At 65.3% G+C, this 22005-nt stretch carries 16 protein-coding genes and 3 pseudogenes; 13 read left to right on the forward strand and 6 right to left on the reverse strand.

What is annotated here, in order from left to right:
* Positions 1-97 precede the first annotated feature (97 nt).
* A complete protein-coding gene (locus HAP54_RS06350; protein WP_414645786.1) occupies positions 98-958 on the forward strand; it encodes a YihY/virulence factor BrkB family protein in 861 nt (286 codons plus the stop codon).
* Here the strand turns inward: HAP54_RS06350 and HAP54_RS06355 are convergent.
* Both HAP54_RS06355 and gluQRS read right to left on the reverse strand, forming a co-directional pair.
* Positions 885-2216 (reverse strand): ATP-binding protein, encoded by a 1332-nt coding sequence (locus tag HAP54_RS06355; protein ID WP_166299123.1) that lies wholly within the window; start codon positions 2214-2216, stop codon positions 885-887. The two genes, HAP54_RS06350 and HAP54_RS06355, sit on opposite strands and share 74 nt — an antisense overlap.
* Positions 2217-2349: 133 nt before the next feature.
* Complete coding sequence (gene gluQRS, locus HAP54_RS06360) at positions 2350-3219, reverse strand: tRNA glutamyl-Q(34) synthetase GluQRS (RefSeq protein ID WP_166307475.1); 870 nt, start codon at positions 3217-3219, stop codon at positions 2350-2352.
* Between the two features lie 175 nt (positions 3220-3394).
* Between gluQRS and HAP54_RS06365 the strand changes: the two genes are divergently transcribed.
* Positions 3395-4048, forward strand: coding sequence for a DNA-3-methyladenine glycosylase family protein (locus HAP54_RS06365; protein ID WP_166299124.1), 654 nt, complete (start codon positions 3395-3397; stop codon positions 4046-4048).
* Between the two features lie 165 nt (positions 4049-4213).
* Positions 4214-5776 carry a glycosyl hydrolase family 17 protein gene (locus HAP54_RS06370; protein WP_166307478.1) on the forward strand — a complete coding sequence of 521 codons (1563 nt, stop codon included), beginning with the start codon at positions 4214-4216 and terminating at the stop codon, positions 5774-5776.
* 44 nt (positions 5777-5820) lie between these two features.
* Here HAP54_RS06370 and HAP54_RS06375 read toward each other — a convergent pair whose 3' ends face one another.
* The gene (locus HAP54_RS06375; RefSeq protein WP_166299125.1) at positions 5821-6708 is read right to left on the reverse strand and encodes a LysR family transcriptional regulator; all 888 of its coding nucleotides are present in this window, start codon (positions 6706-6708) and stop codon (positions 5821-5823) included.
* Between the two features lie 204 nt (positions 6709-6912).
* Here HAP54_RS06375 and HAP54_RS06380 point away from each other — a divergent pair.
* The 5 genes and pseudogenes from HAP54_RS06380 to HAP54_RS06400 all read left to right on the forward strand — a co-directional run bounded on the left by HAP54_RS06380 (position 6913) and on the right by HAP54_RS06400 (position 13619).
* A pseudogene (locus HAP54_RS06380) lies at positions 6913-7882 on the forward strand (NAD(P)H-dependent flavin oxidoreductase).
* Positions 7883-7912: 30 nt separating this feature from the next.
* Entirely contained in the window at positions 7913-9430 is a 1518-nt protein-coding gene (locus tag HAP54_RS06385; RefSeq protein ID WP_166299126.1) for an acyl-CoA synthetase, read from the forward strand.
* A gap of 107 nt (positions 9431-9537) precedes the next feature.
* Positions 9538-10622, forward strand: a pseudogene (locus HAP54_RS06390) (DUF2855 family protein).
* Positions 10623-10722: 100 nt separating this feature from the next.
* Positions 10723-12510: a flavin-containing monooxygenase gene (locus HAP54_RS06395; protein ID WP_166299127.1), complete on the forward strand. Its 1788-nt coding sequence runs from the start codon at positions 10723-10725 to the stop codon at positions 12508-12510.
* Between the two features lie 131 nt (positions 12511-12641).
* Positions 12642-13619 (forward strand): peptidyl-alpha-hydroxyglycine alpha-amidating lyase family protein, encoded by a 978-nt coding sequence (locus HAP54_RS06400; RefSeq protein ID WP_166299128.1) that lies wholly within the window; start codon positions 12642-12644, stop codon positions 13617-13619.
* A 186-nt stretch (positions 13620-13805) separates the two neighbouring features.
* Here the strand turns inward: HAP54_RS06400 and HAP54_RS06405 are convergent, their stop codons facing one another.
* Positions 13806-15566 (reverse strand): chloride channel protein, encoded by a 1761-nt coding sequence (locus tag HAP54_RS06405; protein ID WP_166299129.1) that lies wholly within the window; start codon positions 15564-15566, stop codon positions 13806-13808.
* 191 nt (positions 15567-15757) lie between these two features.
* Here HAP54_RS06405 and HAP54_RS06410 point away from each other — a divergent pair, with 191 nt between their 5' ends.
* The 5 genes and pseudogenes from HAP54_RS06410 to HAP54_RS06430 all read left to right on the forward strand — a co-directional run bounded on the left by HAP54_RS06410 (position 15758) and on the right by HAP54_RS06430 (position 20125).
* The gene (locus HAP54_RS06410) at positions 15758-16315 is read left to right on the forward strand and encodes an HNH endonuclease (protein WP_166299130.1); all 558 of its coding nucleotides are present in this window, start codon (positions 15758-15760) and stop codon (positions 16313-16315) included.
* A gap of 216 nt (positions 16316-16531) precedes the next feature.
* Positions 16532-17005, forward strand: coding sequence for a MarR family winged helix-turn-helix transcriptional regulator (locus HAP54_RS06415; protein WP_166299131.1), 474 nt, complete (start codon positions 16532-16534; stop codon positions 17003-17005).
* Positions 17006-17007: 2 nt separating this feature from the next.
* Positions 17008-19059, forward strand: a pseudogene (locus tag HAP54_RS06420) (FUSC family protein).
* Positions 19056-19262: a DUF1656 domain-containing protein gene (locus HAP54_RS06425; protein WP_166299132.1), complete on the forward strand. Its 207-nt coding sequence runs from the start codon at positions 19056-19058 to the stop codon at positions 19260-19262. The pseudogene HAP54_RS06420 and the gene HAP54_RS06425 overlap by 4 nt, the downstream one beginning before the upstream one ends.
* Positions 19259-20125, forward strand: coding sequence for an HlyD family secretion protein (locus HAP54_RS06430; protein WP_166299133.1), 867 nt, complete (start codon positions 19259-19261; stop codon positions 20123-20125). Before HAP54_RS06425 ends, HAP54_RS06430 begins: the two co-directional genes overlap by 4 nt.
* A gap of 79 nt (positions 20126-20204) precedes the next feature.
* On the opposite strand, the gene HAP54_RS06435 is transcribed toward HAP54_RS06430, so the two are convergent.
* Together HAP54_RS06435 and HAP54_RS06440 are read right to left on the reverse strand one after the other, a co-directional pair.
* Entirely contained in the window at positions 20205-21071 is an 867-nt protein-coding gene (locus tag HAP54_RS06435) for a tetratricopeptide repeat protein (protein ID WP_166299134.1), read from the reverse strand.
* A 37-nt stretch (positions 21072-21108) separates the two neighbouring features.
* Complete coding sequence (locus HAP54_RS06440) at positions 21109-21762, reverse strand: FecR family protein (protein ID WP_224741364.1); 654 nt, start codon at positions 21760-21762, stop codon at positions 21109-21111.
* Positions 21763-22005 lie beyond the last annotated feature (243 nt).

A 22005-nucleotide genomic window follows, 5' to 3' on the forward strand; every position in this document is an offset into this window, starting at 1 on the left:
TGCGTAATATCAGATGCTGGGCCCGTTCTCGGACCGAGCCGTTGTCGACAATGCCGGGTGGAATGTGAAGCAGCTTCGTTACGTCGCCCATGTCGTGATGGATGCCTTTTACACGTTCCTTGCCGATGACGGCTGGGCGATCGCGAGCCACATCGCGCTGTCGACCCTGATGGCGCTGTTTCCATTCCTGATCGTGCTGACGTCGCTGGCCGGCTTCTTCGGCTCCAAGCAGCTTGCCGACCAGGCGGTCGGACTATTGCTCCAGGTCTGGCCCGATCAGGTCGCCGGGGCGCTGTCCGGCCAGATCCACGATGTGCTGACCAACACCCGCGGCGACATCCTGACCATCGGCGCGGTGCTCGCGATCTACTTCGCCTCCAACGGCGTCGAGGCGCTGCGGGTGGCACTGAACCGCGCCTATGCGGTGATCGAGCCGCGGCGCTGGTACTGGCTGCGGCTGGAATCGATCGGCTACACGCTGGTCGCGGCGTTCACCTCGCTCGCGATGGCGTTCCTGATCGTGCTCGGGCCGCTGATCATCGAGGCGGCGCGGCGCTATATCCCGTTCTTCGTCGAATCGAACGAGAGCCTGCTCAACACCGTGCGTTACGGCATCACGGTGCTGGCCCTGGTCGTGGCGCTCTTCATCCTGCATGCCTGGCTGCCGGCGGGCCGCCGCGGCTTCACGCAGATCCTGCCCGGCATCATCTTCACCATGGTGGCGTCACTGCTCTCGGGGATCGGCTTCGGCATGTACCTGGCGCGCTTCGCCAACAACTATGTCACGATGTATGCGGGGCTCGCCTCGGTCATCATCGCGCTTGTGTTCCTGTATTTCATCGCCGCGATCTTCGTGTTCGGCGGCGAACTGAACGCGGCGATCATCAAGTCGCGGTTGCCGCACGGCGTGTCGCTTCAAGCAGCGCAGTCGCTAGCGCCCGCGGAGAAACAGGCTTGACCAGGAAGGCGTCGGCGCCGGCAGCGCGCGCCGCGGCCTCGTCCTCGGCACGGCCGGAAATCCCGACGATCACGATACGACCGTGCCGCGGCGGCAGCGCGCGGATGCGCTTGATTGCCTCGACGCCGTTGATGCCCGGCAGCACCATGTCCATCAACACGGCGTCGAAGGCGCCCTGCCCAAGCCGATCAGGCGCGGCCTCGCCTTGGCCTACGAATTCGGCGTGGTGACCGAGCTCGGTCAGGATCGTGTTGAGCACGACGCGGCCGAACGGATTATCCTCGACGCTGAGCAGCCGCAGCCCTTGCGACAGCAGCGCCGCCCCGCTTTGGCCCGGCGCCGCGCTGACCGGCCCTTCGGCGCGCGCCAGCACCACGTTGAGCGTGAAGATGGTGCCGCCGCCCGGGCGCTGGGCCGCGACGATGTCGCCGCCCATGGCGCGCGCGAGCTGCCTGACCGAGGACAGGCCGAGCCCGGCGCCGCCGAACCGCGAGGCGATCGAGACATTGGCCTGCGAGAACGGCCGGAACAGGCGCTTGACCTCCGCCAGCGTCAGGCCGATGCCGCTGTCGGAGACCGCGAAAGCGACGCCGAACCTGCCGCCGCCGATCCTGCCTTTGGCGGCGCGCACCGGCGCGACATGCAGCTCGATGCTGCCCTGCTCGGTGAACTTGACGGCGTTGTCGATCAGGTTTTCCAGCGCCGCGCGCAGGCGGACGGGATCGCCGACTGCGAAGGCGGGCAGCTTGCCGGAGACCTCGACCGAGGCCTGCAACCCCTTGGCCGCCGCGCGGCCGGCCAGCGAATCCCCGGCAAGGCGCGCCAGCGCACGCAGATCGAAAAAGTCCTGCCGGATCTCGAGCCCCGGCCCCTCGTTGCGGGCGGCATCGACGAACAGGGTCGCAAGGCTCGCCAGATGCTCCGCGCCAGCCCTGATGGTATCGACCCAGCGCCGCTCGCGCTCGCTAAGATCCGACGTCGCAAGCAGATTGCTGATCGCAAGGATTCCGGTCAGCGGCGTGCGCACCTCATGGGCAAAGGCGGCGAGCGCAGTTTCGACCATGCCGGGAGCGGCATTCGCTGACGCCTTCGGCGCGGCCCGTTTGCGGCGCGGCCTGGCTGCGGTCTTGGCTGCAGTCTTGATGGTACGAGTCTTGGTGGTACGAGATTTGGCGGTGCGCGTTTTTGCGGCGCGCGTCTTCGACGGCACCCTGCTGGATGGCCGCTTGCTGCGCCGTACGCGCGATTTTGACGCCATGTTCTCCGTGATCCCCGCCCCTACAGCAACATGGCATGCCGGGCGTGCCGGAGTCACGGCGGCGTTTGCGGCTTTCCTGGGCAAAGCGGCACGTTGGTAACCCGCTTGCTCGCGATCGGAATTCGGCCGGGATTTACGGCAGGCCGACCAGGCGGCGGATGTCGGCCGGGCTCGCCCCCGCCGCCCGCAGCTCGCGCAGCCCGGTCGCCTGGGTCGATTTCGACAGTTTCTGGCCGGCGGCGTCCGGGATCAGCCGGTGGTGCCGGTAGGCCGGCGCGGGCAGGCCCAACAGTTCCTGCAACAGCCGGTGCACGCTGGTCGACAAGAACAGGTCAACGCCCCTGACCACATCGGTGACGCCCTGCAGCGCGTCATCGATCACGACGGAGAGATGGTAGCTGGTTGGGGTTTCCTTGCGCGCCAGGATCACATCGCCCCAGGCCTCAGGCCGCGCTGCCACGTCTCCGCGCTCGCCGGCCGGCCCCTCGCCCGCTTCCCGCCAGCGCAGGCTTCCGGCGCGCGCGCACGCGGCCGCCATGTCGAGCCGCAGCGCGAATGGCGCGCCCTGCCCCAACAGCTGGTCGCGGTCCTCGGCCGACAGCGATTTGGCCGCCCCCGGATAGAGCGGCGCGCCATCCGGATCGCGCGGCCAGGCGCCACCGGACTCCCTCTCCGCGACCAGCCGCGCGATGTCGGCGCGGCTCTCGAAGCTCGGATAGACCAGCCCCTGCGCCGACAGGCGGTCGACGGCAGCGCGATAGGCGGAAAAATGCTCGGACTGCCGCCGCTCCGGGGTTTCCCAGGCGATGCCGAGCCAGCCGAGATCCTCGTAGATCGCCTGCTCGAACTCCGGACGGCAGCGCGTCGCGTCGATGTCCTCGATCCGCAGCAGCAAGCGCCCGCCCGAATCACGCGCCAGGTCGTGATTGAGCAGCGCCGAATAGGCGTGGCCGAGATGGAGATAGCCGTTTGGACTCGGGGCAAAGCGGAAAACGGGTGGCATGGCGTTTGGCCGTAGGTCATTGCCGGGCTCGACCCGGCAATCCTTGTTTAGGCATGATCTTTCCGGAAAACCGGTTTCCACTTTTCCGGATCATGCGGCTGGACAAGACTCTGTTACGATAGGAGATGGATGCGCGGGTCAAGCCCGCGCACGACAAGTCGATGCAGATCCCGCAATGCTGATCCATCTCGAAACCCAGGCCGACCTCGACGACGCTATCCACAAACTGGTCGCCCAGGACCGCCGCCTGCGGCCGATCCTCGAACTGACCGGCATGCCGGCGATCCGGCAGCGCGAGCCGGGCTTTGCCGGGCTTGCCGCGATCATCTGCGGCCAGCAGCTTTCGACCGCGAGCGCGGCGGCGATCTGGGGGCGGGTCAGCAAGGCGTTCGACCCGTTCCACCATGATGCGATCCGCAAGGCGCGGGCCGACCGCCTCGGCCGGCTCGGGTTGTCCGCGGCCAAGATCAAGACATTGAAGCACGTCGCCCGCGAGCTCGCCGAGGAGCGGCTGAACCTCGACGTGCTCGCCAACGAGGAGGCCGATGCCGCGCACAACACCCTGACCGCATTGCCCGGGATCGGCCCCTGGACCGCCGACGTCTATCTCCTGTTCTGCCTCGGCCATGGCGATGCCTGGCCCGCGGGCGACCTTGCCGTGCAGGAAGCGGTCAAGGTCGGGCTCGGCTTGAAGGAGCGGCCGACGCCGAAGCAGATGGCGCCGCTTGCGGAGCCGTGGCGTCCGCTGCGCGGCGCCGCCGCCCATCTGTGGTGGGCGTATTATCGCGTGCTTAGGAATCGCGAAGGCGTGATCGCCGGCGTGAAATAGCTTGCGAGAAAAACACATCTGCGGTGTGATCGCGTGATATATCGTCTGCAATTAATATTTCTGCAATTTGCCGGCTTCTCGCATTGAGCACGCTCAGCACATCCTTTCTGCAAGGGGGCAAAACTGGTTTCTCGCCGCATTCCGCTGACGCTGCTCCTGCTATCCCTGGCCGCCATCGCCGCGGTGTGGTGGTGGCTGGGCAGACCGGTCAACTTGGTGCGGGCACCGATCGATCCGAACGACAAGGTGCAGTGCATCTCATACGCGCCGTTCCGTAACCACCAAACGTCGCTTTCGCAGACGACGCAGGTGTCGAAGGAACAGATCGCGGAAGATCTCGCCCAACTTGCCAAGATATCCGACTGCATCCGAACCTATGCGACCGACCTTGGCCTCGATCAGATTCCCGAACTGGCGGCCAAGGCGGGGCTGAAACTCATCCAGGGCATTTTCCTCGACCGCGACCGCAAGAAGAATGCAACGCAGGTCGAAACGGCGATCCGCCTCGCCCGGGAATATCCGGAAACCATCATCGCGCTGGTGGTCGGCAACGAGGTTTTGCTGCGCAAGGAAATGTCGGCTTCCGACCTCGCCGCCCTGATCCGCTCGATCAAGGCGCAGGTCAGCGTCCCCGTCACCTATGCCGACGTCTGGGAATTCTGGCTGAGCAATCGCGAGGTTTCCGACGTGGTCGATTTCGTCACGATTCATATCCTGCCCTATTGGGAGAACATTCCAATTCCGGCGGAACGTGCCGCCGCCCACGCTGACGAGATTCGCCGGCAAATCGCGGCGGTCTTTCCAGGCAAGGAGATCCTGATCGGAGAATTTGGCTGGCCGAGCGAGGGGCGCATGCGCGAGTCCGCGCTGCCGTCGCGCACCAATCAGGCGCGGGTGGTCGCGGAGGTACTGGACCTCGCGCGGCGCGAGCATTTCCGCGTCAACCTGTTCGAGGCCTATGATGAAGGATGGAAGCGTGAGATCGAAGGCACGATCGGCGGAACCTGGGGTCTGTTCGATTCCGAGCAACGCACGCTGAAATATCCGGCGGGCCTGCCCATCAGCAATTTCCCGCGCTGGAAGCTGCAAATGCTGGGGGGAATGGCGCTGGCGATCCTGGTGTTCGGCGCGGCATGGCTGACCTCACGCCGCAAGCCCGAACAACCCGGGCTCGCGTCATGGCTTGCAATCGGCGTGTCGGCAACCACAGCAGGAATCCTGTTTGGCGTGGCCGCGCAGAAAATGGTCTATGAAAGTTATGGAACGGGTGGCTGGCTGCTGTGGGGCTCATTGCTGGCGGCGGCAACGGCTTCGCCGGTGCTTGGCGCCAACGCCCTGATGTCGGGTCGCGCATCGCCCAGCTTCCTGGAACTGTTGGGTCCGAAGGGACACTACACTGAATCGGTGCAGGTGACCCTGCACGGATTGGCCTTGATGGTCACCGTCGTGATCGGCACCGCGACCGCGATCGGCCTCGTGTTCGACCCGCGCTTCATCGATTTTCCCTTTGCATCGCTCACCATGGCGGTTGTGCCCTTTGCGGCGATCACGCTGCTCAATCCTCCCGCGAAAGGAATCCGTCCGCTCGCGGAATCGATCTTTGCCGGCATTTTTGCCGTGGCGGCGATCTATGTCGGGTTCAACGAAGGGCCGGAGAACTGGCAGTCGCTGTGGACCTGCGCCGCCTTCTTACTGTTTGCAGTCACGCTATGGCGGGCGCGCGCCTGAGAACGGCAAAGCGGTCCGAAACGCGGCCGCCTCTCACCTACGTTCTATCCGCGCAACCTCACCCGGTCCTCGCGCGCGGCAGCGGTGACGAAGTCGATCACCGCGCGCACCGCGGGGAGTTCGACCAGATCAGGGTGCGCAAGCAGCCAGATGTCGGCCACGCTGAACAGCTTTTGCGGCGCGACGCGCACCAGATCAGGATAATCGGCTGCGACAAAGCACGACAGCGCGGAAATTCCGAGCCCGGCCCGCGCCGCGGCGAGCATGTCGCCCTGCGACGAGCACCGCATCACCACCGATCCCTGCCGTGTGATGGCATCGCTCCAACGCGCCAGGCGCTCATTGGAAGCTCGATCGGCGAAGCCTATGATGCTGTGTCCTTTCCACTCGTCGCGCCGTTCGGGCAGACGCCGCCCCGCGGCGTAGTCGCGCGAGGCAAAGAAGCCGGTGCCGAGACGGCCGATCTTGCGGCCGATCAGATTCTCGTCGCCGCTATCCACCGGTCGCAGCACGACATCGGCCTCTCGGCGGCGCACGCTGGCCGGAAACGGATGGGTGATGATCTCGAGCTGGATGTGGTCGTGCGCACGGAGAAACGGACCGAGCCGCGGCATCAGCCAGTGCGAGGCCAGCGTCGCACCGATCGACAGCTTGACCACGCCGCGCGCCTGCGCGCCGGTCGCCGACACCGCGGCTTCGGCGCGCAGTGCCGCCGCCGCCATGGCCTCGACATGCTCGCGGAATTTGCGACCCTGCGATGTCAGCGAAAGACCGTCATTGGATCGCGCGAAGAGGGGAACGCCGAGTTGATCCTCCAGCTCGGTGACCTTGCGACCGACCGTCGGATGGCTGGAGCGCAGCCTGCGCGCCGCGGCCGCGAAGCTGCGGGTTTCCGCAACCGCGACGAAGGTCTTGCAAAGGTTCCAATCCATCGGCTCCCCACGGCAATGCTGCGGCCGTCCTGTTCATTCTTGACGAGCTATCTGTTCAATATTGAACGGATCGGCGATGCCGTCCAGCCTTATAATGCACAGCAGCAAGCGCAGGCCAGCGGCTCCGCCCGGCCCGACGCGCTCAAACCAACATCAATGAACGCGCCCCGGCCCTGGCCGGCCTCGCGACAAAGGAGGACCCGAATGCCGTTGCCTGCTTCGCTCGCCAACAAGCTTGAACTGCCGGTCGTCGGCTCGCCGCTGTTCATCGTCTCGGGGCCGGAACTGGTGATCGCGCAGTGCAAGGCCGGCATCGTCGGCTCGTTCCCGGCGCTGAACGCCCGCCCGGTCGAGAAGCTCGACGAGTGGCTGACGCAGATCGAGAACGAGCTCGGCGAGTACCAGGCGCTGCATCCGGAGAAGAAGGTCGCGCCCTACGCCGTCAACCAGATCTGCCACGCCTCCAATGACCGCCTGATGCGCGACATGGAAACCTGCGTGAAGCACAAGGTGCCTGTCATCATCACCTCGTTGCGCCCGCCGTCCGAGATCGTCGAGGCCGCACATTCCTATGGCGGCGTGGTGTTCCACGACGTCATCAACGTCAAGCACGCCCGCAAGGCCGCCGAGCAGGGCGTCGACGGATTGATCCTGGTCTGCGCCGGCGCCGGCGGCCATGCCGGCACGCTGTCGCCGACGCGCTGGTGCGCGAGGTCAAGCAATGGTTCAAGGGCACGATCCTGCTGTCGGGCGCGATCTCCGACGGCTGGAGCATCGCATCCGCGCTCGCGCTCGGCGCCGATCTCGCCTATGTCGGCACCCGCTTCATTGCGACCGAGGAAGCCAATGCCGACCTCAGGTACAAGCAGGCGCTGACCGAATATGCCGCCCACGACATCGTCTATTCGAATTTGTTCACCGGTGTGCACGGCAATTATCTCGGGCCGTCGATCGCAGCCGCAGGTCTCGATCCGGCCAATTTGCCGGTCGCCGACAAATCCACGATGAACTTCGGTTCCGGCGGCAATACCAAGGCCAAGGCCTGGCGTGACATCTGGGCTCCGGCCAGGGTATCGGCCAGATCGTCGACGCCCCGCCGGTCGCCGAACTGGTGGCGCGGCTGAAGGCGGAGTACACCGAGGCGCGCAGCGACTTCCTGCGGGCCAGCGCCTGACGTCCTGACGACCGCCTGGAGAGACCCGGTATGATCATCAGCGGCGAACGAAGCATCAGCTATAGCGACATTCACGCCCGCATCGCGCGGGCGGCGACCGGCTTCCGGGCGCTCGGCGTGCGTGACGGCAAACCGGTCGGCATGATGCTGCGCAACGACTTCGCGCTGTTCGAAGTGGTCGCAGCCTCAGCCGCGCTCGGCAGTCCGGTGGTGCCGATCAATTGGCATCTGAAGGCCGACGAGGTCGCCTACATTCTGTCCGACAGCGGCGCCGACACGCTGGTCTGCCACGCCGATCTGCTGCCGCAGATCCGCGACGGGTTGCCGCCGGGGATCAAGCTCCTGGTCGTGACGACGCCGCCGGAGATCGCCGCCGCCTATGGCGTGGCGCCGGCCTCCACGCGCGTGCCCGACGGCATGACCGATTGGGATATTTGGCGTGAGACGCATCAACCGCTCGCCGACGCGCCGATCGGCGCGGCGCCGATGTTCTACACTTCCGGCACCACCGGGCTGCCGAAGGGCGTCAAGCGCAAGCCGATGCGACCGGAGCAGCAGGCGGCGGCGGCGCGTGTCGGCGCCATCACCTACGGCGTCAAGCCGAACGAGGGCCAGGTGATCCTGATGAACGGCCCGATGTACCACTCGGCGCCGCACTCCTATGGAATGCTCGCGTTCCGCAACGGCTGCGCGATCGTGCTCGAGCCGCGCTTCGATCCCGAGGATCTGCTGCAACTGATCGAGCGCCACCGCGTCACGCACATGCATATGGTGCCGACCATGTTCGTGCGGCTGCTGCGCCTGCCGGAGGAGACGCGGCGCCGCTACGACCTGTCGTCGCTGCGCTTCATCGTCCATGGCGCGGCGCCCTGCCCGGTCGACGTCAAGCGCGCGATGATCGAATGGTGGGGACCGGTGATCAACGAATATCTCGGTTCGACCGAGACCGGCATCCCAGTCTGGCATTCGGCGGCGGAAGCGCTCGCCAAGCCCGGCACGGTCGGCCGCGTCATCGAGGGCGGCATCGTCAAGATATTCCGGCCCGACGGCACGCAATGCGACGTCGGCGAGCCCGGCGAGATCTTCATGCGCCAGACGACAGCGTCGGATTTCGATTATCACGGCAATGCCAAGGCACGCGCCGAGGCCGACCGCGACGGCCTAGTCAGCGTCGGCGACGTCGGCTATCTCGACGCGGACGGCTATCTGTTCCTGTGCGACCGCAAGCGCGACATGGTGATCTCGGGCGGCGTCAACATCTATCCCGCCGAGATCGAGAACGCCCTGATCGGCATGGACGGCGTTCGCGACTGCGCGGTGTTCGGGGTTCCCGACGACGAGTATGGCGAGCGGCTGTTCGCCTGCGTCGAGCCGGAAGCAGGCGCCGCACTCTCGGTTGCAGCGATCCAGGATTTCTTGCGCGGCAAGCTAGCCAATTTCAAGGTGCCGAGAGACATCCGCTTCATGGATGCGCTACCGCGCGAGGCCACCGGCAAGATCTTCAAGCGCAAGCTGCGCGACCTCTACCACGAAGGACAGCTTCGCTGAGCGACGTGACGGTGAAGCCGAACGGCGTTTGAAACTTTGTTGCTGTTGCAAAGGGCCGGCGATCCACGCAACGATGCCGGCGCTCATCCAAGGCCGGGATCATCGCCATGAACTCCACCGACTTCATCGTCATCCGCAACGACCTGCAGCAGTGCAAGGTGATCGAGACAGAGCTGCCCGATGCCGCGGCGCTGCCGGCCGACGCGCTGCTGGTCAAGGTGACCCGTTTCGCGTTCACCGCCAACAACATCACCTACGCGGTGATCGGCGAGCAGCTGAAATACTGGCAGCTGTTCCCGGCGCCAGACGGCTACGGCATCATCCCGGTGTGGGGCTTTGGCGAGGTGCTTGCCTCGAAGCATCCGAACGTCACGGTCGGCGAAACCCTGTTCGGCTATTTCCCGATGGCGACCCATCTTGTCATCGAGGCCGCCGGCGTCAGCAAGCGCGGCCTGCGCGATGGCGCCGCGCACCGGCAGGAGGTCTCACCGGTCTATAACGCCTACGCCCGGGTCTCCGGCGATCCGACCTATGCCGGCCGGCAGGGCGATTTCCGGGCGCTGCTGCTGCCCTTGTTCATGCTGTCGTTCCTGGTCGACGACTCCCTCGCCGAGAACGAATTCTACGGCGCGCGCCGCGTCATCCTGTCGTCGGCCTCGAGCAAGACCGCGTTCGGGCTTGCCCATCTCTTGCACAAACGGGGCATCCGGGTGATCGGGCTGACGTCGAAGGGCAATGTCGATTTCGTCAGCTCGCTCGGCTGCTATGACGAGGTCGTCACCTATGACCAGGTAGCGCGATCCCGCCGGCCGAGCCTACCGCCTATGTCGATATGGCTGGCAACAGCGCGCTGCGCGAGACCCTGCACCGGCACTTCGGCGCACAGATGGTCTATTCCGGCAGGGTCGGGCTGACGCATCGCGCCAACGAGGCCGACGAGCCCACGCTGCCCGGTGCCAAGCCGGTGTGGTTCTTCGCGCCCGACCAGATCCGCAAGCGCGCCAAGGAATGGGGCCCGGGCGGCATCGACCAGCGCTTCGGCGCCGCCTGGACCGAGCTCGTGCCGCATTTGCCCGACTGGCTCGAGGTCGTCGAGCGACGCGGCCCGGCCGCGGTGCGCGAGGCCTATCTCGATACCCTGCAGGGCCGCGTCCCGCCCGATCAAGGCCTGATCCTGTCGCTGGCCGAATAGGCGATATCCCGTCACGCCCTTTCTGCATGCCTTCGGATGGGTATAGGCTTTGCGGCAATGGGAACGCCGCACCAAGGCGGCCGATGGCGAGAAACGCTCAATGCTCGACAAGACGGACGATATTTCGGTCGCCGCCGACAATTGGCTTGTGCAGTTCGAGGATGCGCTGGCGAGCCCCGAAGATGTGCTGCTGAAGCCGCTGTTCCATCCCGACAGCTATTGGCGCGACGTGCTGGCGCTGAGCTGGAACATCCAGACGATCAACCGCGCCTTTGCGATCCTCGAAGAGATGCCCGGACACGCGCGTCGCAGTGCGCCGCATAATTTCCGCATCGACGCCGAGCGCGCCGCGCCACGCCGGGTGATGCGCGCCGGCACCCATGCGATCGAGGCGATCTTCAAGTTCGAGACGGCTGTCGGCCGCGGCCACGGCATCGTGCGGCTGGTCCCCGATGCGGCCGATGACGATCGGTTGAAGGCCTGGACGCTGCTGACGGCGCTGGAGGAATTGAAGGGTTTTGAAGAACAGCAGGGAAACACAAGGCCGCGTGGGCAAGCCTATTCCCGCGACTTCCGCGGACCCAACTGGCTCGACCTGCGCAAGGCATCCGCGGACTATGCCGGCCGCGACCCCGACGTGCTGGTGGTCGGCGGCGGACAGGCCGGGCTTGCGATCGCCGCGCGGCTGCAACAGCTCAAGATCGACGCGCTGATCGTCGACCGCGAGGCGCGCGTCGGCGACAATTGGCGCAAGCGCTATCACGCACTCACCCTGCACAACCAGGTGCAGGTCAATCATTTGCCCTACATGCCGTTCCCGCCGAACTGGCCGACCTATATCCCGAAGGACAAGCTCGCCAACTGGTTCGAATCCTATGTCGACGCCATGGAGCTGAACTTCTGGACCGGCACGGAGTTTGTCGGCGGCAGCTATGACGACGCGCAGGGACGCTGGACCATCGAGCTGCGCCGCGCCGACGGCACGACACGGAAAATGCAGCCGCGCCATGTCGTGATGGCGACCGGCGTCAGCGGCATTCCCAGCGTGCCTAACATCCCGTCGCTGAAGAACTTTGTCGGCAAGGTCATGCATTCCAGCGGCTACGAGGACGGCGAGCATTGGGCCGGCAAGCGGGCGCTGGTGATCGGCACCGGCAACAGCGGTCACGACATCGCGCAGGACCTGCATTCCTCCGGCGCCGAGGTCACGCTGGTGCAGCGCTCCTCGACGCTGGTCACCAATATCGAGCCGTCGGCGCAGCTTGCCTATGCCGCCTACAATGAAGGCTCGCTCGAGGACAATGATCTGATCGCAACCTCGATGCCGTTGGCGCTCGCCAAGCGCAGCCATGTGCTGATGACCGAGCAGTCGAAGGAGCTCGACAAGCCGCTGCTCGACGGCCTCGCGCGCAAGGGCTTCAAGCTCGATTTCGGCGAGGGCGGCACCGGCTGGCAGTTCAAGTACCTGACCCGCGGCGGCGGCTATTATTTCAACGTCGGCTGCTCCGATCTCGTCGCGGGCGGCGCGGTCGCCCTGAAGCAGTTTTCCGACATCGAGACCTTCGTAAGCGAAGGCGCGCGGCTGAAGAACGGCGAGACGGTTGCGGCCGACCTCATCGTGCTCGCGACCGGCTACCGGCCGCAGGAAGAGCTGGTGAAGAGACTGTTCGGCGAAGCCATGGCTGTGCGCGTCGGCCCGATCTGGGGCTTTGGCGACGGCCAGGAGCTGCGCAACATGTACACCCGCACGCCACAGCCGGGCCTGTGGTTCATCGCCGGCAGCCTCGCGCAATGCCGCATCAACTCGCGCACCCTCGCGCTGCAGATCAAGGCGATCGAAGAGGGCTTGTTGCCACGCGACGTCGGGCCGGTGGCGAGGCTGACATAACCAACATCGTCATTCCGGGGCGATGCGCAGCATCGAGCTCGGAATCCATCAAGCCACAATCTTCGCTGATAAATGGATTCCGGGCCTGCGCTTCGCGCATCCCGGAATGACGAGAAGAGAGGGGAACAAAAATGCCAACCATCCTCGGCACCGGCGAGCATCGCTACCGCGTCGTTGAGAATTTCGCAAAACTGCCCGACGGCTGGAGCCTGACCGATGTCGCCTCCGTCGCGGTCGACAGCAAGGACCGCGTCTATGTCTTCAACCGCGGTGAACATCCGATGGTGGTGCTCGACGGCGAGGGAAATTTCATCAGGAGCTGGGGCGAAGGCGTGTTCTCCCGCGCCCACGGCCTGCACATCGACGCCGACGACAATCTCTATTGCACCGACGACGGCGACCATACCGTGCGCAAGTGCTCGACCGACGGCAAGGTGATGCTGACGATCGGCATCCCGAACAAGCCGGCGCCGTTCATGAGCGGCGAGCCGTTCCATCGCTGCACCCATACCGCGCTGTCGCCGAAGGGCGAGATCTATGTCTCCGACGGCTACGGCAATGCCTGCGTCCACAAATACACGCCTGACGGAAAACTCATCAAGACCTGGGGCGAGCCCGGCACCGACCCCGGCCAGTTCAACATCGTGCACAACATCGCGACCGACGCCGACGGCTGGGTCTATGTTGCCGACCGCCAGAACCACCGCGTCCAGGTGTTCGACGGCAACGGCAAATACGAGACGCAGTGGAACAATCTGCACCGGCCTTGCGCGCTGTGTTGCTGCGGCGGCGGCAAGCAGCCGAACTTCGTGATCGGCGAGCTCGGCCCCGGCATGGCGGTCAATCGCAAGGTGCCTAATCTCGGCCCGCGGCTGTCGATCGTCGACCACAAGGGCAACCGCATCGCCCGGCTCGGCGGCGAGCACGGCCCGGGCGTGGAGACCGGAAAATTCCTGGCGCCGCACGGCATCGCACTGGATTCACGCGGCGACATCTATGTCGGCGAAGTCGGCGTCACCGACTGGAAGACCAGCTTTCCGGACACCGAGATGCCGGCCGCCGTGCGCGTGACGCGGTGCTTGCAGAAGCTGGAGAGGGTGAAGGAGTAGCGTCGGGCTCGGCTCTCTCATTCCGTCACCCTGAGGAGCGCGCATCGCGCGCGTCTCTGAAGGGTCGACGGCCCGGACCGTGGCCGTGCATCCTTCGAGACGCGCGTTCCGCGCTCCTCAGGATGACGGGTCTGATAGCTTGCGACGTGATCAACAGCTTTCTACTCCGGCCATCGGCCGCGAAAATCAAATCTCGCCGATCACCTCGCGGCGGCGCAGTTCGGATTCTTCCGCATAGCGCCGCATCGCGTGCGCTTCGGTGAGCAGGCCGATCGGCCGCCGGTCGCCATCGCCCTCGACCACCGCGAGCGATTCCGCTTCGGCCGCGTCGAACACCGCGATCGCTTCCTGGACGTTCATGCCGGGATGCAGCATCACGTCGGCGTAGCGCAGAATGCCGGCAAGCCCCTTGTCGGCCTCGAGATCGGGCGCATGCGCTTCGGCGACCAGCGCAAGGCCTGCATAACGTCCCTCGCCGTCGATCGCGACGACCTGGGTCTTCGACCCCGGCGGAAATTCCTCGCGGAACGCCTCGATCGGCATCGCGGCGTCCACCGTTATCATGTCCCGCCGCATCATCTTGCCGACCGTCAGATCCCGGATCCAGCCGATATCGGCGGCGCTGCGGATGGTCTCGCCGCGCAGATGCAGCCGCCAGGTCGCGAACGAATAGCCGAACAGCTCGCGCGTGATCGTGGTCGAGATGATGACCGCGACCAGCACCGCAGTGGTGAGCCAGAGGTCGCCGGTCGATTCCAGCGCGATGAACGACATCGTGAGCGGACCGCCGATCACCGAGGCCGACAGCGCGCTCATGCCGATCACCGCATAGGCGCTGGGATCGAGGTTCAACCCCGGCCAAACAATGTCGACGCCGGCCGCGAACAGCCGGCCGCCGAGCGCGCCCATGAACAGCGTGGCGAAGAACAATCCGCCGCGGAAGCCCGAGCCGAGCGAAACGATCGAGGCCACCGCCTTCAGCGCGAACACGCCGGCGATGAAGGCGAGCGGCATCGCCACGATGCCGGCGAAGCGCAGCGCGCCGTGGCCCGACGACATCACCTGCGGCGTCAGCAGCGCCATCGCACCGACGGCAAGCCCGCCGAGCGCCGGCCGCAGCGGCGGCCAGAGCCGGGTCTTGGCGAGCAGCGCCTCGCACAGCGTCACGCCGCGCATGATCGCAATCCCGGTCAGGGCCGCGACCATGCCGAGCAGCGCGGCGATCGCGAGATCCCGCCCGAGCACGTCGCCGACAGTTCCGACGCCGACGCCGAGCGGCAGCGGCTCGAAGGCGTGGGCGACGAAATAGCCGGTCACCGCCGCCACGCCGACCGGGGTCAGGCTCGCCGGCGTATAGCCGCCGATCACAAGTTCGAAAGCGTAGAACGCGCCCGCGAGCGGCGCGCTGAAGGCGCCGGCGATCGCCGCCGCAGCGCCGCAGCCGACCATGATTCGCTGGTCGTTGCGGCGGAGGTGGAAGCCGCGGCCGAGCGAGGCGGCCAGGCCGCTGGACAATTGGGTGTAGCCGGCCTCGAGCCCGACCGAGCCGCCGATGCCGCTCGACCAGATCGTCTGCAGCGCCACGATCACGCTGCCGCGGAACGACATCCGCCCGCCATAGAGCGCGTTGGCCTCGATCGGATCGATTTCGCGGGCCGGCCGAACCCGGAGCAGCAGAAGAAAGGCAATACCGAGCAGCAGGCCGCCGATTGAGGGAACCAGCAGCGCGCGCAGCGGATCGATGCTGGGCTGGCTCGACAACCGGTCGCCCAGCGGCAGATTGAACAGCACCGAATGCAGCACCGTGACCAGGCTGCTCATCACCGCCACCACGAGGCCGCCAATGGCGCCGATCAATACCGCCAGCACCACGAGGCTCGTCTCGTGCGCGCGTACGAATGCGCGCAACCGGCGCGGCGCCTCGAGATAGCTTGACGTCGTGGTCATCGGCAGGGTCCGTCACTGGCCGACACGGCCTTGCGGCTCCCTTTACGGGCCTCGCGGGCGGGAGGCAATCGGGGCAGGAACATGGCAGGGCGCGGCGGATAAGCCGCTCATTGCTCTTCACAATCCCGTCACGCTGCCTGTAGTATGTGAGTGCATGCTGCTTCGCAGCTAATGGGAGTCAGGAGCGTTATTTGAACGCACATGTCTCGCAAGGCGGTTGGCCGGTGCTGGTCTTGAATGCGGACTTCCGGCCGCTGAGTTATTACCCGCTGTCGCTCTGGTCCTGGCAGGACGCGATCAAGGCGGTGTTCCTCGATCGTGTCAACATCGTCGAATATTACGACCGCGCGGTACGAAGTCCTTCCTTCGAAATCCAGCTGCCCAGCGTCGTATCCCTGAAATCCTTCGTCAAGCCGACCACCCACCCCGCCTTCACCCGGTTCAACGTTTTCCTTCGCGACCGATTCAGCTGCCAATATTGCCTGTCGGCCGACGACCTCACCTTCGATCACATCATTCCGCGCAGCAAGGGTGGCCAGACCACCTGGGAGAACGTCGTCGCCGCCTGCTCGCCCTGCAATCTGCGCAAGGGCAATCTGACACCGCAGCAGGCCAGGATGTTTCCGAAGCAGGCGCCCTACGCCCCTACCGTGCATCAGCTGCACCGCAACGGCCGGCTGTTCCCGCCGAACTATCTGCACGAGAGCTGGCTCGATTATCTCTACTGGGATACTGAGCTCGATCCGTAGCGGATACGACGCGCGGACGTTCCGACGAAATTCACACGAAAAGAATCTAATCGTGGGCGCCATGGCTGCTGCCGCGAATCCATGAATTTTCTTCGAGCATGTCTGACACCATAAGCCTCTGTCCTCGCCGCAGAGTGCGTTCGCTTTTGCGTGATCGACGGAGATATTCCGGGGAATATGATTGCAGCCTAATCATTAGTATCCTATCTAATCGGCATGGCTCCGTCGCAAGCTCGTGTCCACGCCGAAATCGGGCTCCTGATCACCCGACTTGGGCGGATCTGGCGCCGCGAGTCGGATCAGGCGCTGTCCGATCATGGCCTGTCGGACGCGACTGCGATTCCGCTGCTGGTGCTGTCGCGGCAGGGAGAAAACGTCCGGCAGGGCGTGCTCGCCGACGAATTGGGTATCGAGGGGCCTTCGCTGGTGCGGCTGATCGATCTGCTCGCGAGCGAGGGCTTGGTGGAGCGCCGCGAGGATCCCACCGACCGCCGCGCCAAGACGCTGCATCTCACCGCAAGCGGCCAAGCCAAGGCCGCGGACATCAACCGTATCATGCGCCGCGTGCGGGCCAGCCTGCTGAAGGATATCGACAGCGAGAAACTTGCGATAACCTTCGAGACGCTCCAGCGCATCGAACAGCGTGCGAGCCGCCTGCAGGACGCGAAAACTGCCGCAGAGGCGAAATAGTCATGCGCGCGGAAGAGCCGTTCCTGGTCCGCCACGCGGACCTGATCTTCGCTTTGAAGACGTTCGCCGCGTCGATGCTGGCACTTGTCGTCGCACTGGCGATCGATCTGCCGCGGCCCTATTGGGCGATGGCGACGGTCTATATCACGTCACAGCCGCTCGCCGGCGCGACCAGCTCGAAGGCGTTCTTCCGCGTGATCGGCACCCTTGTCGGCGCGAGCATGACGGTCGCCATGGTGCCGAACCTGGTCAATGCGCCGGAGCTGCTGTGCCTTGCGATCGCGCTCTGGGTCGGGCTCTGCCTTTACCTGTCGCTGCTCGACGGCACACCGCGCAGCTATATCTTCATGCTGGGCGGATATACCGTCGCACTGATCGGCTTTCCGTCGGTGGCCGACCCGGGCAGCATCTTCGACGTGGCGCTGGCGCGGGTCGAGGAGATCTCGCTCGGCATCGTGTGTGCGAGCCTGGTGTCCACCGTGGTGTTTCCCCGCAGCGTTGCGCCTGCGGTCGGCGGCCGCGTCAGGAATTGGCTGTCGGATGCGCGCGGTCTGTCCCGCGACGTGCTGCTTGATCGCGGGGCCAGCGAGACGCGCCGGGCCCAGCGCCTCCGGCTTGCAACCGACATCGTCGAGATCGATACGCTCTCGACCCATCTCGCCTATGACCGGCTGGCCGACGCCGGTGCCGTGCGCGGCCTCGGTGAGGTCCGGCTGCGCATGCTGATGCTGCTGCCGATCATCACGTCGATCGAAGACCGGCTTGCCGCACTCGGCGAGGCGGCGCTGCAAAGGCAGCCGGAGCTCCGGCGCCTGATCGGCGATCTCGCCGAATGAATCGTGGACGACGATCGCCAGCGGCAATCCGGTGAAGAGATCCGCGCCGCAATCGCCGAGCGGCAATCGGCGCTCGACGGCCTCGCGCCGCGGGAGCGCATCATCACGATCAGCCTGCTGCTCCGGCTGCGCGAGCTCATCGACATCTCAGCCGACTGCCGCGCGCTGGGCGATGCGATTACCGCAGGCCGGGATATCTCCACCGTTGCGCTATCGTTCCACCCGGAATCGGGCGCCGCGCCGGTCCGCCATCGCGACCACGGCATGGCGCTGTGGTCGGCCGCCGGGGCGGCGGTGGCGATCCTGATCTGCTGCGGCCTGTGGATCGCGACCGGCTGGCCCGATGGCGCTTCGGCGCCGATGATGGCGGCGGTCGCCTGCTCCTTCTTCGCCGCGCAGGATGAGCCGGCGCGCAGCATCCGGGCCTTCGGCCTGTTTTCGCTAGTCGCGATCGTCGTGGTCGCGATCTATCAGTTCGCGCTGGTGCCGGGTATCACCCATGTCGAGGTCCTGATCGCCGCGCTGGCGCCGACCTTCCTCCTGTATGGTTTCCTGATCGCGCGGCCGAAAACCGCGCCAATCGGCATGGCTCTCGCTGTCAACACCGCAACGCTGCTCGCACTGCAATCGACCTACAGCGCGGATTTTGCCAGTTTTGCCAACTCGTCCGTCGCCTTCTTCCTCGGTATCGTGATTGCCGAGATCGTGACCCGGATCGCGCGCGGCGTCGGCGCCGAATGGATCGCCAGGCGGCTGACGACGTCGAGCTGGCAGACGCTCGCGATCGCGGCCGAGCGGCGCGGCCACGGCGACCGCGCGCAGTTTGCCGGCCTGATGCTGCATCGGCTCGGACTCCTGGCCCAGCGCATCGCCTTCATCTCCGAGAGCGACCGCCGCGATGCCGACAGCCTGGTCCAGCTGCGCATCGGGCTCATCATCATCGATCTCAGGCGGGCCCGTTACGGCCTCGCCGCATCGACCGTGCGCGCCATCGACGACATGCTGGACGACCTCGCGGCGGCGTTTCGCGGCCATGCGGACGAGGCAATGCCGACCGAACTGCTGTCGTGCATCGATGCGGCGCTGACCGCGGTCGTCAAGGATCCCAATGAGCGCGCCCGGGACGATGCATTGCTCGGCCTCGTCGGCATCCGCCGCGGCCTGTTTCCGGATGCACCCGCGTATCGATCGCAGCCCGAGGAGAGTTTTGCTGCATGAGATATGAGCTCGATATCTACGGTGTCGTGGTCCCGGCGCTGCTGCTGTGGCTGATCGTGGCCTATGCGCTGAGCGTCATCGTGAGCCGGATCATGCAGCGCTTCGGGCTCTACCGGCTGGTGTGGCACCGCGCGCTGTTCAATTTCGCCCTGTATGTCTGCCTGCTCGGCGTTGTCGTCTATCTCTCGGAGTTTCTGCCATGAAGGGGAATTTTGTCTGGCTTGGCCGAGTTGCGCTGACCGTGATCGCGCTCGTCGCCGCGCTCGCCGTCGCTCGCGCCCTGTGGGTCTACTACATGGAGTCGCCGTGGACGCGTGACGGCAAGGTCCGCGCCGACGTGGTTCAGGTCGCTCCCGACGTCTCCGGCTTCGTCACCGACGTGCTGGTGAAGGACAATCAACCGGTGCATCGCGGCGATATCCTGTTCCGGATCGATCGCGCGCGCTTTGCCCTGGCGTTGCAGCAGGCCGATGCTGCGGTCGCCGGCCATCGCGCGACGCTGGATCAGGCCGACGCCGACCTCAAACGCTACAGCGCGCTGACCACCGATGCGGTGTCGCAGCAGAAGCAGGAGCAGGTGCTGGCCACGCAGCTCCAGGCCAAGGCCGCCTATGATCAGGCGGTCGCCGATCGCGCCGTCGCACAGCTCAATCTGGATCGCAGCGAGGTGCACGCATCGGTGAACGGCACCATCACAAATATGGATCTGCGGCCCGGCGCCTATGTCAGCGCGGGCAAGGGCGAGATGGCGCTGGTCGACACCGATACGCTGCATGTCGAAGGCTATTTCGAGGAGACCAAGCTCGCGCGCATTCGCGTCGGCGACAAGGCGCAGGTCCGGTTGATGGGCGAGCCGGTCCGGCTCACCGGACATGTCGAGAGCATTGCGGCCGGCATCGCGGACCGCGACCGCACGGAAGGCGCGAACCTGCTCGCGAACGTCAATCCGACCTTCAGCTGGGTTCGGCTCGCGCAGCGCGTTCCCGTGCGCATCGCGCTCGATCACCTGCCGGATCGCATCGCGCTGGTCGCCGGCCGTTCGGCGACGGTCGAGATCATGGACTAGCCGGCCGGGCGGGCCGCACCTGCGTGGCGGCGTGAAGCGGGCCACCCGCACTTGCTGTGCCTCTGTCGGCCAAGTTCGCCTATTGCACGCCGTAGCGTGCAAAATCGTCGCCGATGCTGCCCTGGATCGCCTTGGCCGCCGAGATATCGCCATCGCCGCCGGCCCTGTCGCCCTGTTTCAGCTTCGCCAATCCGCGTCCATAGAGCGCGCTTGCGAGCTTCGGGTCGATCCGAATTGCGGCGCTGTAATCGTCGATCGCCGCGCCGAGCTGTCGCGTCTTCAGATAGATGAGGCCGCGCGAGTCGTAAGTCGCGGCATTGGCCGAACCCGATTGCAGCGCCCTGTTGCAATCCTCCAGCGCCGCCTGCAACGCGCCGAGGACGGCCCGGCTCCAGCAGCGTCCGTTCCATAGGCCTTCGAGATTCGGCTCGAGGCGAATGGCCTGATCATAATCCTGCGCTGCGTGGGCATAGTCATTCGTCTTCAGGTAGGCTTCCGCGCGATTGGCGAAGGCCTGGCCGTAGTTCGGGTTGAGCTTGATGGCCTGATCGAAAGCCGCAGTCGCAAGCTCGTATTCGTGTTTCCTGAAATAGGCCACGCCGCGGTTGTTGAACGGCTTGGTGTAGGTCGGATTGAGCTCGATGGACCGATCGAAATCCTGGATGGCGCGGTCGTAATCTCCCTGGGCGGCATAGGCGTTGCCGCGGTTGTTGTAGGCGATCGCCAGACCAGCCGTCGTCATGTCCTGCCCCGCATCGATCAGCGCCGTGCATCCGCCAATGCGCGCGTCGAGCGGCGCGCGGTCGCGGCCGCTGCACAGTTCGACATTCCGCAGATAGTTGTCCTTTGGCTTCGGCTTCTGCGCGATCGCCGGCCAGGCGAAGAGCATCGCAACGAGAAGCGATATCAGGCTGACAATTGCGCCGGCGCTTGCACGAGGTTTCATGTCGGCCCTTGCTTGCTCGAAAAGGCCTGCACCTGCCCTAGCATCCTCGACAGATGTTTGGATTGAACTTGTGGAGGATGTTTTGCTCAGGTTGCTGCGTCGTTCGTGTCCCGGTCTTCCGGACCTTGCTCTTGCCCTCTTCAACGAGCGTGGCGAACTTCACAGTGCCATCCTCAGATATTTCGATGCGTGGCGTGGTGCCTCGAATGCCCATCGTTGCCACGGGGGTGTCGATCTTCATGTCGCCGGTCTTCGCAATGTTGCCGGCAACAAAGGTGAACGTTCCATTGGTCAATTTGAGCAAGGTCGAGTTTGACTTGCCGTTTGGATCGTACACGAACTCGGTCATGGCCATTTTGGCGTTGCTCGACAGATTGAACGAGGTGCCGTCGGTGAAGTTGATCCCCACCCGTCCGTCGGCTCCGGTCTGCACCACATCGCCCAGATAGACGGGGTCGCCGACCTGCGTCTGAGGCAGTTTGTCAGGCAGCCCCGCCTGAACGACGACGGCACTCACATGTTCGATCGTGACCGAACCGGTGGCCGCCACGACTCTCCCGATGAATTTCAATTGAGAAGTCTGGACCGCGGGCTGGGCCGGTTCGGTTTGCGCCTGCACCTGGCCGGGCACAAGAGTTGCGAGCGCCAGGACGAAGCTTGCAAGCAATTGAACAATCAAATGAATGCGCACGATCCCCTCCTTTGAGAAGATTTTGTCGTGTCGTGGCTCGATGGTGATCGGAACCGCCAGGCCGAGACCGCAGGACCTTGAGTGCCAGATGAGCTACCGAAAACAGGCATAAGTGCCTGACGCAGTTCGACTAAAAATTAATAAGTGGACAATTTACTCAGTAACTATACTATTAATTTTGCGGGGCTGCACGCGCGATAAAGGACAGCTGTTCTGCCATTTTCGCGATGGCTCCCCGCTATG

The sequence above is a fragment of the Bradyrhizobium sp. 2S1 genome, from assembly GCF_011516625.5.
GTDB lineage: Bacteria > Pseudomonadota > Alphaproteobacteria > Rhizobiales > Xanthobacteraceae > Bradyrhizobium > Bradyrhizobium septentrionale.

Excerpts from the sequence above, each read along its gene's own strand:
- HAP54_RS06350 (WP_414645786.1), top strand. The coding sequence starts at position 98 with ATGGATGCCTTTTACACGTTCCTTGCCGATGACGGCTGGGCGATCGCG.
- HAP54_RS06355 (WP_166299123.1), bottom strand. The coding sequence starts at position 2,216 with ATGGCGTCAAAATCGCGCGTACGGCGCAGCAAGCGGCCATCCAGCAGG.
- gluQRS (WP_166307475.1), bottom strand. The coding sequence starts at position 3,219 with ATGCCACCCGTTTTCCGCTTTGCCCCGAGTCCAAACGGCTATCTCCAT.
- HAP54_RS06365 (WP_166299124.1), top strand. The coding sequence starts at position 3,395 with ATGCTGATCCATCTCGAAACCCAGGCCGACCTCGACGACGCTATCCAC.
- HAP54_RS06375 (WP_166299125.1), bottom strand. The coding sequence starts at position 6,708 with ATGGATTGGAACCTTTGCAAGACCTTCGTCGCGGTTGCGGAAACCCGC.
- HAP54_RS06385 (WP_166299126.1), top strand. The coding sequence starts at position 7,913 with ATGATCATCAGCGGCGAACGAAGCATCAGCTATAGCGACATTCACGCC.
- HAP54_RS06395 (WP_166299127.1), top strand. The coding sequence starts at position 10,723 with ATGCTCGACAAGACGGACGATATTTCGGTCGCCGCCGACAATTGGCTT.
- HAP54_RS06400 (WP_166299128.1), top strand. The coding sequence starts at position 12,642 with ATGCCAACCATCCTCGGCACCGGCGAGCATCGCTACCGCGTCGTTGAG.
- HAP54_RS06405 (WP_166299129.1), bottom strand. The coding sequence starts at position 15,566 with ATGACCACGACGTCAAGCTATCTCGAGGCGCCGCGCCGGTTGCGCGCA.
- HAP54_RS06415 (WP_166299131.1), top strand. The coding sequence starts at position 16,532 with ATGGCTCCGTCGCAAGCTCGTGTCCACGCCGAAATCGGGCTCCTGATC.
- HAP54_RS06425 (WP_166299132.1), top strand. The coding sequence starts at position 19,056 with ATGAGATATGAGCTCGATATCTACGGTGTCGTGGTCCCGGCGCTGCTG.
- HAP54_RS06430 (WP_166299133.1), top strand. The coding sequence starts at position 19,259 with ATGAAGGGGAATTTTGTCTGGCTTGGCCGAGTTGCGCTGACCGTGATC.
- HAP54_RS06435 (WP_166299134.1), bottom strand. The coding sequence starts at position 21,071 with ATGAAACCTCGTGCAAGCGCCGGCGCAATTGTCAGCCTGATATCGCTT.